The organism is Neisseria sp. HMSC070A01 (assembly GCF_001810165.1).
Lineage (GTDB): Bacteria > Pseudomonadota > Gammaproteobacteria > Burkholderiales > Neisseriaceae > Neisseria.
On record NZ_KV800120.1, the window covers coordinates 363,496 to 378,554 of the forward strand.

General features: G+C 50.0%; 15 protein-coding genes. All 15 read right to left on the reverse strand.

Annotated elements, in window-relative coordinates:
- Window positions 1-172: 172 nt before the first annotated feature.
- Entirely contained in the window at window positions 173-472 is a 300-nt protein-coding gene (locus tag HMPREF2711_RS04850) for a DUF2818 family protein (RefSeq protein WP_003686671.1), read from the reverse strand.
- 185 nt (window positions 473-657) lie between these two features.
- Window positions 658-2,100 (reverse strand): NADH-quinone oxidoreductase subunit NuoN, encoded by a 1,443-nt coding sequence (nuoN, locus tag HMPREF2711_RS04855; RefSeq protein ID WP_003747889.1) that lies wholly within the window; start codon window positions 2,098-2,100, stop codon window positions 658-660.
- 9 nt (window positions 2,101-2,109) lie between these two features.
- The gene (locus HMPREF2711_RS04860) at window positions 2,110-3,606 is read right to left on the reverse strand and encodes an NADH-quinone oxidoreductase subunit M (RefSeq protein WP_003747888.1); all 1,497 of its coding nucleotides are present in this window, start codon (window positions 3,604-3,606) and stop codon (window positions 2,110-2,112) included.
- A 178-nt stretch (window positions 3,607-3,784) separates the two neighbouring features.
- Window positions 3,785-4,105 carry a cupin domain-containing protein gene (locus HMPREF2711_RS04865; protein ID WP_003747886.1) on the reverse strand — a complete coding sequence of 107 codons (321 nt, stop codon included), beginning with the start codon at window positions 4,103-4,105 and terminating at the stop codon, window positions 3,785-3,787.
- 76 nt (window positions 4,106-4,181) lie between these two features.
- The gene (locus tag HMPREF2711_RS04870) at window positions 4,182-4,487 is read right to left on the reverse strand and encodes a chorismate mutase (protein ID WP_003747884.1); all 306 of its coding nucleotides are present in this window, start codon (window positions 4,485-4,487) and stop codon (window positions 4,182-4,184) included.
- Window positions 4,488-4,557: 70 nt separating this feature from the next.
- Window positions 4,558-6,582, reverse strand: a complete 2,025-nt coding sequence (gene nuoL / locus HMPREF2711_RS04875) for an NADH-quinone oxidoreductase subunit L (RefSeq protein ID WP_003747882.1) — start codon at window positions 6,580-6,582, stop codon at window positions 4,558-4,560.
- 2 nt (window positions 6,583-6,584) lie between these two features.
- On the reverse strand, window positions 6,585-6,890 hold the full coding sequence (nuoK, locus tag HMPREF2711_RS04880; RefSeq protein WP_003747881.1) for an NADH-quinone oxidoreductase subunit NuoK: 306 nt from the start codon (window positions 6,888-6,890) through the stop codon (window positions 6,585-6,587).
- Window positions 6,887-7,558: an NADH-quinone oxidoreductase subunit J gene (locus HMPREF2711_RS04885; RefSeq protein WP_003747879.1), complete on the reverse strand. Its 672-nt coding sequence runs from the start codon at window positions 7,556-7,558 to the stop codon at window positions 6,887-6,889. The genes nuoK and HMPREF2711_RS04885 overlap by 4 nt, the downstream gene beginning before the upstream one ends.
- Before the next feature lie 11 nt (window positions 7,559-7,569).
- On the reverse strand, window positions 7,570-8,049 hold the full coding sequence (gene nuoI / locus HMPREF2711_RS04890) for an NADH-quinone oxidoreductase subunit NuoI (protein ID WP_003747878.1): 480 nt from the start codon (window positions 8,047-8,049) through the stop codon (window positions 7,570-7,572).
- Between the two features lie 55 nt (window positions 8,050-8,104).
- Window positions 8,105-8,500 (reverse strand): GFA family protein, encoded by a 396-nt coding sequence (locus HMPREF2711_RS04895; protein ID WP_003676990.1) that lies wholly within the window; start codon window positions 8,498-8,500, stop codon window positions 8,105-8,107.
- Window positions 8,501-8,575: 75 nt separating this feature from the next.
- Window positions 8,576-9,652, reverse strand: a complete 1,077-nt coding sequence (gene nuoH / locus HMPREF2711_RS04900; protein ID WP_002216340.1) for an NADH-quinone oxidoreductase subunit NuoH — start codon at window positions 9,650-9,652, stop codon at window positions 8,576-8,578.
- 2 nt (window positions 9,653-9,654) lie between these two features.
- Entirely contained in the window at window positions 9,655-11,916 is a 2,262-nt protein-coding gene (gene nuoG, locus HMPREF2711_RS04905) for an NADH-quinone oxidoreductase subunit NuoG (protein WP_003747877.1), read from the reverse strand.
- A gap of 58 nt (window positions 11,917-11,974) precedes the next feature.
- On the reverse strand, window positions 11,975-13,270 hold the full coding sequence (nuoF, locus tag HMPREF2711_RS04910; protein ID WP_070615698.1) for an NADH-quinone oxidoreductase subunit NuoF: 1,296 nt from the start codon (window positions 13,268-13,270) through the stop codon (window positions 11,975-11,977).
- 72 nt (window positions 13,271-13,342) lie between these two features.
- Window positions 13,343-13,849 carry a DUF4411 family protein gene (locus tag HMPREF2711_RS04915; RefSeq protein WP_003747875.1) on the reverse strand — a complete coding sequence of 169 codons (507 nt, stop codon included), beginning with the start codon at window positions 13,847-13,849 and terminating at the stop codon, window positions 13,343-13,345.
- Between the two features lie 6 nt (window positions 13,850-13,855).
- Entirely contained in the window at window positions 13,856-14,992 is a 1,137-nt protein-coding gene (locus tag HMPREF2711_RS04920) for an ImmA/IrrE family metallo-endopeptidase (RefSeq protein ID WP_003747874.1), read from the reverse strand.
- Window positions 14,993-15,059 lie beyond the last annotated feature (67 nt).

Sequence of the window (15,059 nt, forward strand, 5' to 3'; positions counted from 1 at the left end):
GGATGTGTTTATGAGACAGATTATTGTCTCTCCGCTACTTTTATCCAAAAAGAAGATAAAGTCTTTATTGAATCCATATCTACCTAACTCAAAGATGTAGTCATTGCCACCTACATTCTCAAATACAAGGCCGTCTGAAAATCTTTCAGACGGCCTTTTCCTTATTCAAATCCTACTCTCTATTCCGCTCATTCCAAAAGTAACGCCATACGAAGCATGGGAAGGCAAAAATCAGGTAGAGGCAGACAACGGTCGCATAAAACTCCCAATCTTGGGCATGCACGGCACCGGCGCGTGATTCGAGGATATAGGCGAGGATCGCGGTAAGAAGGAAGCCCGCCAGCAATTCGATCAAGTGATGGCCGATGTGTTTGCGTTTCAGGGCGATGATGCCGAAAAATTTGGTGGTAATAAATGGTGCGTTGGCAAAGATAAGTGCCAACAGCAAAAGAATGTACATGGATGCGGTCATGATGGTCTTTCTGTTTTCAGACGGCCTGTGTGTGATTTTAACATGTTGAACGGGCATTCTTACCCATCATTATCCGTAGGATATTCAACCTCTTGATGACACCTGCCTCGGGTATATTTCACCCGGATGCGAATCCTAACAAAAACGGCGGCTTTGGAACAGCCGCCGTCGGTTTTGTTTAAAGCTTACAGGGTATTTTCCAATGCTTTGGCGCACCAGTCGATAACGGTTTGCGGCATGATACCCCACAGGAGCAGCAGGAAGGCATTGACCGTCAGGACAAATTTGGCGGCATAGTTGCTGCCGACCGGCTGGTCATGGTCAGGCGCATCGAAGTAGATGACTTTGACCACGCGCAGGTAGTAGAACGCACCAATCAGCGACATGATGACGGCAAATACGGACAACCAAACATGGCCTTGTTTCAAGAGTGCCATAATCACGCCGAATTTGGCGTAAAAACCCATCAACGGCGGAATACCTGCCATGGAGAACATGGACAGCAACATCAGGAAAGCAAACCATGCATGGCGTTGGTTAAGGCCTGCGAGGTCTTTGATGTTTTCACATTCAATGTCTTTGGTGGACAATACCATCAAAACGCCGAAGCTGACAGCCGCCATCAAAGCATAGGTAATGGCGTAATACAGGCCTGCCGTAAAGCCGACTGCGCCTGCCATAAACGCCAACAAGATAAAGCCCATGTGCGATACGGTGGAGTAGGCAAGCATACGTTTGATATTGGTTTGCATGATGGCGGCAAGGTTACCGACCACCAAAGAAGCAACGGCAAGGATGGCCAACATCGGCGCCCAGTCTGAATGTACTGTACCCATGCCGGTCACAAGAATACGGAACGCAAAGACAACGGCGGCAATTTTCGGAGCCGTACCCACAAAGGCGGCAACGGATGTCGGCGCGCCATCGTACACATCGGGTACCCACATATGGAATGGAACCGCACCCAATTTAAATGCAATGGCGACCACAATAAATACCATACCCAATTTCAACAACCATTCATTTGCCTGCTCATTGAAAGCAGAAGCCAAGACGGAAGCAAAATCGAGGGAACCGGTGGCGCCGTAAACCATGGAAATACCATAGAGCAGCAAGCCGGAAGCCAACGCGCCCAATACGAAGTATTTCAGCGCGGCCTCGGCAGAGCGGCCGGAATCGCGGCGCAGGGCAATCATGGCGTACAGTGACAAAGACAACAATTCCAAACCGATATACGCCATCAGGAAATGTGCCGCGCTGACCATGACGCTCATGCCCAACAGGGCAAACAGCGACAGGGTGTAAAACTCGCCTTTAAAGATTTGGCGGTCTTGGTTGTACGGTTTACTGTAAATAAACAGACCAAACGTCAGCGCATACAGCACCAGTTTTGCCAAACGGGACATGCCGTCTGCAATATACATACCGTGAAAGGCATCGACACTGCCCTGCTCCCATACCGCCAACTGGGTAACGGCCACGATGATGACCGTTCCCAAACTCATCAGATGGGTCAGATAGCGGTTTTTATCGCAAATCCACAAGTCTGCCAGCAATACGACACCCAATAGCGCAAGCAGCACGATTTCGGGCATGGCGGGCATTAAATTCAAATCAGACCAGTTCATTTACACACCTCAAATCTTGCTTTGTGCCACATGGGCAATCAAATCGTTTGCCGCTTGATGCACCACTTCGATAAACGCTTGCGGATACAGACCCATGCCCAAAACAGCAACCGCCAAAATCGCCAAAATCGCAAATTCGCGGCAATTGATGTCTTTCATTTCGGCAACGTGCGGATTGTGGATCGCACCAAAAATAACGCGTTTGTACATCCACAGGGTATAAGACGCACCGTAAATCAAGGTCATGGCAGCCAACGCGCCTACCCAGAAATTCACTTTAACCGCGCCCATAATCACCATAAACTCGCCCACGAAGCCGGAAGTCGCAGGCAGACCGGCATTGGCCATACCGAACAACATCATAAACGCCGCGAACTTAGGCATCACATTGACCACGCCGCCATAGTCGGCAATATTGCGGGTATGCAGGCGGTCGTACATCACACCGATACACATAAACATCGCAGCAGACACAAAACCATGGGAAATCATTTGAACGATTGCGCCTTTCAATGCCCAGTCATTCAGTTGGCCGTTCACGAACAGGAACATACCCAAAGTGACAAAACCCATGTGGCTGATGGAAGAGTATGCCACCAGTTTTTTCATATCGGTTTGCACCAAAGCCACCATACCGATGTAAATCACGGCAATCAGGCTCAATACGATGATCACAGGGGCAAAATAGCGTGCCGCATCCGGCATAATCGGCAGGATAAAGCGCAAGAAACCATACGCACCCAGCTTCAGCGTAATGGCCGCCAACACCATCGAACCGCCGGTCGGCGCTTCAACGTGGGCATCCGGCAACCAAGTGTGCACAGGGAACATCGGCACTTTTACGGCGAATGACAGGAAGAATGCCGCAAACAAAAGCTGTTGCACGCCCAACGGAATCTGTTTGATGTTTTGGAAATCGACAATAGAGAAGCTGCCTGTCTGATAGTACAGGTAAACCATGGCAACCAGCATCAAAAGCGAACCCATCAGCGTATAGAGGAACAGCTTGACCGACGCATAGACGCGGCGTGGACCGCCCCATACACCGATAATCAGGTACAGCGGAATCAGCATACCCTCGAAGAACACATAAAACAGAATCGCATCCTGCGCAGCAAACGCGCCGTTAATCAAACCCGACATAATCAGGAAAGCGGCCATATACTGCGCCGGACGTTTCTGAATGACTTCCCAACCGGCCAATACCACCAACAGCGTAATAAACGCATTTAAAATGATAAAGAGCACTGAAATACCGTCCACGCCCAATGCGTAGTTGATTTTCAGCAGCGGAATCCACTCGTGGAACTCGGTAAACTGATAACCGCCGCTCAAACGGTCGAAACCGGTAAACAGGGGCAGCGTTACCAAGAAACCGGCAAGCGCACCCATGAAGGCAAGCACACGCGCCAGCGGCGCACGGCTGTCCTTACCGGTCGCCAAAACCAGCACACCTGCGGCGATGGGTATCCATATTGCCAAGCTGAGTAGGTAGTTGGAAAACATAGTGGTTAACCTGTGGTTAAAATAAAAAATATAGTTGTATGGGTTGGTTTCCAGACGACATTTCAGGAGGCCGTCTGAAAAAGATTGTGTATTTTGTGTACGGCAAAATCAAGAAAAATGTATATCTGCCGTCATTCTCTTATTCTGTTGCTGTCTCAAACCTTCTTTTCAGACGGCCTCAAACGCTGTCCTCTTTCTCAATCACCAGAATCCGCGCCCCGCCGCACGGATGGGCGACGTGTTCCGTGCCGATTCCTGCATAGAAGATATCTCCGCTTTTTAAACGAACGATGTGTTCTTCGCCGTTTTCTCGGTAGTGCATCTCAACTTCGCCATCCATCACGGCAAACACTTCCTCGCCGTCGTTGATGTGCCATGTGTAGGGCTGGTTCGTCCAGTGCAGGCGCACGGTGATGCCGTTCATATTGGCGATGTCGAGTGCGCCCCATGCGCGGGAAGCGGTAAATTCGGCGGAGCGGATGATTTGTGTGTCCGACATGGTTTTTTCTCGCCTTTATATTTCAGACGGCCTCTTCCCTATTTTTCTTGTCAAAACCGTTATCCGAAGATTTTGACTACGCCCCGTCGGTACGGTTGGTGTCCATCTCAAGTTTAATGAACGCATCAATCATGCTGCGCCAAACTGCTTCTGCTACTTCGGGCGACAAACCGGCCTTTTCGGCATAAGCGCGGCGAGAGGCAATCACTTGAGCCACCCGTTCGGGCGCAGAAACCGCCTGCACATCGTTTTTAGGTTTCAGACGACCAGCCTGCCGTACCAATTTCTGCCGGCGGGCGAGTAATTCGATTAATCCCTTATCCAAACCATCGATGGCTTCACGGACTTCGTCCAGGGTTTGCGGTAATTTGTCTTCAATCATTGTTGCTCAAATTTTCTTTTTCAGACGGCCCTATACACAAACTATAAACAGGCCGTCTGAAATCCCGCTTTTATCGGAACAATCCCCAGAAGGTCATGCCGAGCAGTACTAATACGCCGAATACCATAGCGGCGGCATAGGTATAGATGAAGCCGGTTTGGACTTTGCGTACCTGCGCGGCAATCGCGCCGACCAGTTTGGCAGAGCCGTTGACGATGCCGTTGTCGATAATGGCGGTATCGCCGACTTTCCAGAAGAAAGTACCCAATGCGCGCGTGCCTTTGGCAAAGACGTTGAAATACAGGGCGTCGAGGTAGTATTTGTTTTCAAACAAAACGTAAATCGGACGGAACGCCTGTGCAATTTTGGCTGGCAGGTGCGGCAGTTTGACGTACAAGAGCCATGCGCTCAACACGCCTGCGATAGCAAGGTAGAGTACAGGCGAATGCAGGCTGTGCGACACCATTGCCAATGCGCCGTGGAACTCTTCCTTCATGATGTGCATGGTCGGATGCGCATCGGCATTGACGAAAATCACGTCTTTGAAGAAATCGCCGTAAAGCATAGGCTCGATGGCAACATAGCCGATGATGACGGACGGAATGGCAAGCAAAATCAAAGGCAGGGTAACGACCAGCGGGCTTTCGTGCGGATTGTCGTTTTTGCCCAAGCCGTGATGCTCTTCTCCATGATTATCGTCATGATGTTCAGGCAGGCTGCGCCATTTCTCTTCGCCGTGGAACACCATAAAGTATTGGCGGAATGCGTAAAACGCGGTAACAAACACGCTGGCAAGGACGGCAAAATAGGCAAAGCCACTGCCCGGCAGGGTGCTGTATTTCGCCGCTTCGATAATTGAATCTTTGGAGTAGAAGCCGGAGAAGAACGGCGTACCGATCAGCGACAAGTTACCGATCAGCATGGTTAGCCAAGTAATCGGCATGTATTTTTTCAGGTTGCCCATATGGCGCATGTCTTGGTCGTGGTGCATACCGATAATCGCGCTACCTGCGGCCAAGAACAACAAGGCTTTAAAGAAAGCGTGGGTCATCACGTGGAACATCGCCACGGAATAGGCAGACGCACCCAGTGCCACGGTCATGTAGCCCAGTTGAGACAAGGTGGAATACGCAACCACACGTTTGATGTCGTTTTGAATCACGCCCAAGAAACCCATAAACAGGGCAGTAATCGCACCGATTACCATGATGACAGACAACGCAGTGCTGCTCATCTCATAAATCGGCGACATACGCGATACCATGAACAGACCGGCGGTAACCATGGTTGCGGCGTGAATCAATGCAGAAATCGGTGTCGGGCCTTCCATCGAATCAGGCAGCCAAACGTGCAACGGGAATTGCGCCGATTTACCCATCGCACCGACAAACAGGAGCAAACAGGTTACGGTAATCAAAGACCATTCCACACCGGGGAACAGTTGGATGGTGGCATTTTGTACGTTGGGCAGATAGGCGAATACATCTTGATAGCGCAGGCTGCCGCCGAAATAGGCAAGCACCAAGCCGATACCGAGCAAAAAGCCGAAGTCGCCGACACGGTTGATCAAAAAGGCTTTCAGGTTGGCAAATGTTGCGCTCGGACGTTTGAAATAGAAACCGATCAAAAGGTACGACACCAAACCCACAGCCTCCCAGCCGAAGAAGAGCTGGATGAAGTTGTTGCTCATAATCAGCATCAACATGCTGAAAGTAAACAAAGAAATATAGCTGAAGAAGCGTTGGTAGCCGACTTTTTCATCGTGCATATAGCCGATGGTATAGATATGCACCATCAACGATACGCCGGTTACTACGACCATCATCATCGCCGTCATCGTATCGACCAAGAAGCCGACGGAGAAATCCAAGCCGCCCATTGTCAACCAAGTATAGACGTTCTCGTCAAACTTGGTACGGCTGCCATTGAGGAATCCCCACAGCACATAAGCCGACAGCAAGGCGGACACCGCCACACCGAGTATCGTAACCGTATGCGCACCGGCACGTCCGATTTTGTTGCCGAACAAACCTGCAATCAGTGAGCCTGCCAAAGGCACAAGGGCAATTACCAAATATAAAGTCATGTCGTTCATGATTACCCTTTCAACTCATCCAAATCGGCAACGTTGATTGTTTTTCTGTTACGGTACACCAGCACCATAATTGCCAAACCGATGGCGGATTCGGCAGCGGCAACGGTCAATACGAAGAATACGAAAATCTGTCCGGCAGTATCGCCCAAATATTGGGAGAAAGCGATAAAGTTGAAGTTCACCGCCAAGAGCATCAGCTCGATGGACATCAGCAATACCAGCACGTTTTTGCGGTTCATAAAGATACCCATTGCGCTGATACCGAACAGGAGCGCACCCAATACCAGATAATGCGTCAAGGTAATCATGCTTTGCCCTCCCCTTCCGGCTTGAGGCCGTCTGAAACTTCGCTTTCTTCGGCAGATTCGACTTGCGGTTTGACCGCTTCCATTTTCACCAGACGCATACGGCCTTGATCGGCGCGTACTTTGACTTGGTCTGCAGGATCCATACGTTTTGGATTGAAAGTTTTGCGGTGAACCAGCGCAATCGCGGCCACCATACCCAACAGCAGCAATACCGCCGCCAACTCAAACGGCAACAGGTAGTCAGTATAAATACGGCTGCCCAAATCGCGGATATTGTTGTAATCGGCCGGAATGTCTTTCATCAGACCAAATGCGGCCAAGTCGGTTTTCGGGTTGACCAAAATCAGGATCAGGGCAACCGCCAACAATGTGCCGACCACGCCGGCAACAGGCGCATGACGCCAGAAACCGGCGCGCATGGCTTCGATGTCGATGTTCAACATCATCACGACGAACAGGAACAACACCATCACGGCGCCGACGTAAACCACCACCAGCGTCACACCCAAAAACTCGGCCTGCATCAGCATCCAAATCATCGCGCTCACGCAGAAGGTCAGCACCAGATGCAAAGCAGCATGTACGGGGTTTTTAGCAGTAACGGTACGAACCGCACCGTACAAAACGATGGCGGCAAGGATATAGAACAGAATCGCGGAAAAAGTCATTCGTCTGCTCCTTAACGATACGGCGCGTCAGCGGCTTTGCGTTTGGCGATTTCGGGTTCGTATTTGTCGCCAATGGCCAAAAGAATCGGCTTGGTCATGTGCAAGTCGCCTTTTTTCTCGCCGTGGTATTCAAAAATATGGGTTTCCACAATCGCATCGGTCGGGCAGGCCTCTTCGCAGAAACCGCAGAAGATGCACTTGGTCAGGTCGATGTCGTAACGCTTGGTGCGGCGGGTACCGTCTTCGCGTTCTTCCGATTCGATGTTAATCGCCATTGCCGGACAAACTGCCTCACACAATTTACACGCAATACAGCGCTCTTCGCCGTTCGGATAACGGCGTTGCGCGTGCAGGCCGCGGAAACGCACGGATTGCGGCGTTTTCTCTTCGGGGAAATAAATTGTGTCTTTGCGGGCAAAAAAGTTTTTGAGCGTTACGCCCATGCCTTTCACCAATTCGCCCAGCAGGAAGGTTTTTACTAAATTAGCCATTTTCGGATGCTCTTTTCGGATTGTTCTGTTTACAGGCCGTCTGAAAGCGGTTTTTTTAACCTGCCGCGCCCACCATTTCTAAAAACTCGGCTTCGGTCAGCTTCGGGGTATCGTTGGCCAAGTCATAATACGGAGCTTTGCAATCAATAAAGATTTGTGAGGTAGTTTCAAAGCCCGCGTTGTCGGCAAACAGCCCGGCGTTGATGTAATAATCGTTGCCAACCTGCACAAACAGGTGTGTGCCGCAGTGTTTGCAAAAACAGCGTTGCGCCCATTCGGACGACTGATAATGCGCGATGTGCTCGCTGCCTGTGATTTCGGGCGACCGGGCGGCCAAAGTAAAAGACGCGCCGCTGCCCCATGTGCGGCATTTCCCGCAATGGCAGGCGTGGAGTTCGCGGTTTTCGGCGGTTTCCAGTGATACTGCGCCGCACAGGCATTGAGCTTTCATCGGTTTCTCTCGGTTTGAAACGGTTAAAAATTTGGGGTTCAGGCTACCTGAAAACTTTCAGACGGCCTCCCTGCCCTATTTCCACAAATTCAGCGGTGAAATCATCCACACGCCCAAAATCACGATGTAGGCGAAGCCGATCGGAATCAGCACTTTCCAGCCCAAACGCATGATTTGGTCGTAACGGTAGCGCGGGAAAGTTGCACGGATCCACAGGTACCAGTACAGAACCGCCGCCATTTTCACGAACATCCAGAATGCGGAAGGCGTACCGATAAAGCCCCAGCTTTGCGGGAACGGAGACAACCAGCCGCCGAGGAACATCAGCGATGTCAGCGCGGCAATCAGAATCATGAAAATGTATTCGGCAAGGAAGAACAGCGCGAATGCGAAGCCGGAGTATTCAACGTGGTGACCGGCAACGATTTCAGATTCACCCTCTGCCACGTCAAACGGCGCGCGGTTGGTTTCGGCAACGGCGGAAATCAGATAGACGATGAAGATGGGGAAGAGCGGCAGCCAGTTCCACGAGAATACTGAACCGCCGGCAATACCTTTGGCTTGTGCGGCAACGATGTCGGAGAAGTTCATGCTGCCCGACACCATCACAACGCACACCAGCGCGGCACTCATGGCGATTTCGTAGGAAATGCTTTGTGCGGAAGCACGCATTGCGCCCAGGAACGAATATTTGGAGTTGGAAGCCCAGCCCGCGATGATCACGCCGTAAACCGACAGCGAGGTAATCATCAGGATGTACAAAAGGCCGATATTGATATTGGTCAGCACCCATTCTTCGTTGAACGGAATCACCGCCCACGCCGCAAAAGACGGGGCAAGCGACATAATCGGGCCGATATAGAATAGGGCTTTGTTTGACAGCTTCGGACGGGTTACCTCTTTAAACAAGAGTTTGAACACGTCGGCAAACGGCTGAATCAGACCCCACGGGCCGGTTACGTTCGGACCGACACGAAGCTGCATAAAGCCGATGACTTTACGTTCGAAATACGTCAGGTAGGCAACGGTCAGAATCAGCGGAATCAAGATAATCACGATTTTGACGATGACGGATACCACCAAGCCTACGGTGATACCCAAATCGCCCAGACCGAGCGTTGCGGCAAAGAGGTTTTGGAACCATTCTTGCATGATCAAGCTCCCGCCAGTTCAATAGTGTCCATCAACGCACCCAACGCGGCATTTTCGGTATGCAGCGGCAGATGCACCACGTTTTCAGGCAAATCGGCATCGGCTTTGACGGCAACCGATACGCTTGCGCCGTTTTGTTTGGCGACAGCGGTTTGTCCGTCTTGCAGGCCCAAGCGTGCCAATGTGTTCGGATTCACACGCGCGGCAGGCACGGCGGCATGGCTGGTTTCTTGCAACGGCGCGGAACGGCGCACGATAAGATCAGTGTGATAAATACCGACGCCGCCGACACGGACGAGGCGGTCTGAGGCCGTCTGAACGCCCTCCCCTGCCCATGTGCTGCGGTTGTCCAGTTTGGACGGCAGGCTTTCTGCATCCAGCGCATCTTTCAGAATCGAAGCGGTATCGTGGTATTCAAAACCTTTCAGGTCAAACAGGTTGCCCAATACGCGCAACACTTTCCACAGCGGACGCGAATCGCCGAAACCTTGTACCACGCCGTGGAAGGATTGCAGACGGCCTTCCATATTGATGAAGCTGCCCGAGGTTTCGGTAAACGGCGCAATCGGCAGCAATACGTCGCACACGTCCAGTAGCGTTTCGCTGACAAACGGCGTAAACGCCATCACGCTTTTCGCCTGTTTCAACGCGGCTACGGCTTTTGCGCCGTCAACCGTATCGATTTCAGGCTCGACGTTGAGCAGCACGACTGCCTGTTTCGGCGCGTTTGCCATTTCGGCAACGCTCTCGCCCGAGTTCACACCCAATACATCCGCACCGACGCTGTTGGCGGCTTGCGGCAAAATGCCCAGCACTGCGCCGGTCGCGTCTGCCAGCTCTTGCGCGGCGGCATAAATGGCGGCGTAATCGGGATGGTTTTGCACTTCCGCGCCCAAAATCACCGCTGCTTTTTCAGCGTTTTTCAGGCTGGCGGTAACAGCGTGTTCTGCATCGGCAGACAGATTTTTCAGACGGCCTGCCCACTCGTCGGGATGTGCGGCTTCTTGAGACAGAAGCGGCATAAACAATTCTTCTTTACTGCTGGCCAATACGCTCAAAGCCATGCGGTCTTTGGCGGCGCGGCGCAGACGGGCGGTCAGGAGCGGCTGTTCTTTGCGCAAGTTCGCACCGACTACCAATACGGCATCGTTGTCAGCCAAAGATTCGATGCTTTGTCCCAACCATTGCGCACCTTTAAGGCCGTCTGAAAGACGTTTGTCTTGTTGGCGCAAACGGGTGGCAAAGTTTTTAACGCCCAAACCGTCGGCAAGTTTTTTGGACAGATACAGCTCTTCAACCGTATTCATCGGATTGGCCCAAATGCCGACTTGGTTTTGGTTGCCGTCTTTGGCGATACATTCGATTGCGCTGCGGACATATTCCAACGCGGTTTTCCAATCCACATCCATCCACTCGCCGCCCTGTTTGATTTTCGGGTTTTTCAGACGGCTTTCGTGATACAGGCCTTCGTAGGCGAAACGGTCGCGGTCGGACAGCCAGCATTCGTTGATGGCTTCGTTTTCCAACGGCAACACGCGGCGGACGGTATGGTCTTTGGTTTGTACAATCAGATTGCTGCCCAAAGCATCATGGGCAGAAACGGATTTGCGGCGGTTCAGCTCCCAAGTACGCGCGTTGAAGCGGAACGGTTTGCTGGTCAATGCGCCGACAGGACACAAATCAATGACGTTGCCCGACAATTCGGTTTCCACTGCTTTGCCGATAAAAGGCATGATTTCGGAATGTTCGCCGCGGTTGGCCATAGCGATTTCTTGCACGCCGGCAATTTCTTCAGTGAAACGCACGCAACGGGTACAGTGGATACAACGGCTCATTTCTTCGGCGGAAATCAAAGGACCCATGTCTTTGCCGACGACGGAACGTTTTTCTTCGGTATAACGGCTGGTATTTTTGCCGTAGCCCATCGCCAAATCCTGCAACTGGCATTCGCCGCCTTGGTCGCAGGTCGGACAATCAAGCGGATGGTTGATGAGCAGGAACTCCATCACACCTTCTTGCGCCTCTCGGGCTTTTGCCGAATGCGTACGCACAATCATGCCGTCTGTAACCGGCGTGGCACAGGCGGGCAGGGGTTTGGGGGCCTTTTCCACGTCCACCAAACACATACGGCAGTTGGCGGCAATGGAAAGTTTTTTGTGGTAACAGAAATGCGGGATATAAGTACCGAGCTTGTGCGCGGCTTCAATCACCGTCGCGCCCTGCTCCACAGATACCTGTTTGCCGTCGATTTCGATTTGTAACATGGTTCGTTCCTAGTTACGGGTATTTAATAAATAATTCTTTTAGAGGCCGTCTGAAAATTTAGCACCACTTATTTGGTTTCATCGGTCCGCTGTGTTCGATGTAATGCACAAACTCATCACGGAAATGCTTGGTAAAGCTGCGGACAGGGAAGACGGCGGCATCGGCGAGGGCGCAGATGGTGCGGCCTGCCATTTGGTTGCCGACAGAATCCAGCAAATCCAAGTCTTCCATACGGCCTTTGCCTTCTACGATGCGGTGGACGATGCGGTAGAGCCAGCCCGTACCTTCTCGGCAAGGCGTACATTGGCCGCAAGACTCGTCGTAGTAGAAGTAGCTCAGGCGCTCAAGGGCTTTCACCATGCACACGTCTTCGTCCATCACGATAATCGCGCCAGAACCGAGCATGGAGCCTGCTTTGGAAATCGAGTCATAGTCCATATTGGTCTGCATCATGATATCGGCAGGTAACACGGGCGCGGACGAACCGCCGGGAATGACGGCTTTAAGTTTTTTACCGCCGCGCATACCGCCTGCCATTTTCAGGACTTCGGCAAACGGCGTACCCAATGGCACTTCATAGTTGCCAGGACGCTCAACGTGGCCGGAAATACAGAACAATTTGGTACCACCTGCATTCGGAATACCTTTGTCGGCAAATGCCTGTCCGCCGTCACGGATAATGAATGGGACAGAGGAGAACGTTTCGGTATTGTTGATGGTGGTCGGTTTGCCGTACAAGCCGAACGATGCAGGGAATGGCGGTTTGAAGCGCGGCTGGCCTTTTTTGCCTTCCAGCGATTCGAGCAATGCGGTTTCTTCACCGCAAATATATGCGCCGTAGCCGTGGTGGGCAAAGAGTTCAAATTCAAAATCCGAACCCAAAATATTTTTACCCAAAAAACCTGCGGCACGCGCTTGGGCGAGTGCGGCCTCAAAGCGTTGGTAGCCTTCGAAAATTTCGCCGTGAATGTAGTTGTAGCCTGCTTTCGCGCCCATCGCGTAACCGGCGATAATCATGCCTTCAATCAGGGCATGAGGATTGAACATAATAATGTCGCGGTCTTTAAATGTACCCGGTTCGCCTTCGTCGGTGTTGCAAACGACGTATTTTTCGCCCGGGAAGGAACGGGGCATAAAGCTCCATTTCAAACCGGTCGGGAAGCCTGCACCGCCACGACCGCGCAAGCCGGAGGCTTTGACCTCGTCAATCACATCGCTTTGCGAGATGTTTTCGGACAGGATTTTACGCAGGGCGGTATAACCGCCACGTTTGACGTATTCGTCCAATGTCCAGCAATCGGGATTGGCGGTATCCACTTGGTCAAAAATCACGCCTGATTGGTAAATAGCCATTTTTGGTGTGCCTGTTTTCGAATGTTTTGCATCTTTCAGGTTTCAGAACGCCTGAGACCTTCATTTATTTCATCATGGTTTCATTTGGAAGTTATTTTCTGAAACCAGCTCTAAAAAATCATATAAATTCACGCATTCCACATTAATTTGCTTGGCAGCATTCGGAATTTTTACCGACTTTCTAATATTTGGGTCATATCTTTCATGCGTAACAATCTTCATACCATTTGTTGCTGCATATGAAACCAGCCATGGGTCTGCATGCTCAGAAGCAAATTTGTTTTTAGCAGCATCAGTAAATTGTGAATTATTTGCTGCCCAATTCATTAATTCAGCATAACGAATTTGAGTTTCTCTCGTTCTTTCATCTCGAAAAAAATCATCAGGTAAAGTCTTTATCCATTGTGCTAATTCATCATCTTTCTTAGTTAACTCGTGCTTCACTGCACGAATAGAAGACACCCTCCCGGCATCATGCAACGTTCTCAACAATTCCCAAAAACCACCACAAAATGAGAAGCGGTACTCCAAGAAAGATGACTGAATGAAAATATTGCTATCTAACAAATAATGTGTCATCAATCTTTATCCTTTACTTCTCTTATAAAGCTCAACCATTGTTGCTGGCATAGTATTTAATAATTTTGCACCATCTCTTAATAATATTTCTTTATTCATTGCTGCTCTAATAACAGTCTGAGTAAATCTCTTGCTATTACGCAATGGAATGGTGGCATAAGGATTCCCACCACTACTCTCTTTCTTTGACGTATTCAATACTTTTTGACGGATTTTTTGCCACTCTTTTTGTACTATCAGTTTATTCTGATAAGCCTTAATGGCAATTACATAAGTACTGACATGAAACTGCCTTGCTAATGTTTCTAGATTTTCTTCAATAGCTGTTTCAGATTGCCATGCCCTTGTGAACTCTTTATTTGGAACAAGAAATTCTGCGGCAACACGGTTACAAAGTTGCTCAGTTTTATTTTCACTAGTTGGATCTGGATTAGAAACTCCACTTTCTCCTAGCCAGATATGCGCAGTTTCATGCAAAAGGGTAAACAGTTGGGCAGAAGCTGCGTCTGCACCATTTATAAAAATAGCAGGCACTTGTTTATCAGCAATAGCAAAACCACGAAATTCCCGTACATTTAATTTTCTGTGAGTATTACCGCCAACAATCCCACTTTTAAATACTAAAACCCCAACTTGCTCCAATAGACTACTGATATAACCAAAATAACCGTCTTTACTTCGTTTTCGACGTTCGCTTACATCATAATTAATGGTTATTGCAATATCAGTAGCAATCGTTTCTGCTGTATCCTTCAAACCAAATTTACCAACAAATGGTAAACTTTCAGGCAACCTATCAGTTTGGCGCAAATAATCGCGATACCAATCAACTTTATCGTCAATATCACTTAATACCGCATAGAAATCGGCAGATAAAGGCTCACTGTCTTGCACAGTACGGAAATCAGGTAAAGACGGCTTCCCAAAATTCTCGGGCGGAGGCTGGTTCAGAAACAGAAAACCAAACGGAATATTTGCCATTTTAATTAACTTGTCGGCTTGACTTTGGTTAATAATACCTTCAAGAAATTTTTGGCGTTTTTTAGGCGCAACAAGTTCCGCCAAACCATTTCTATTGGTGGCTTGGGTTTCAGCTATCCAATCCAACATAGTGGTGGATACATGATAGTCTATGCTGCTCATTGCAATTTTCCGTGTTAATCCTAGATTTGTTATCTTTATTGCGATTATCTTATTGGTATGAGTCCAC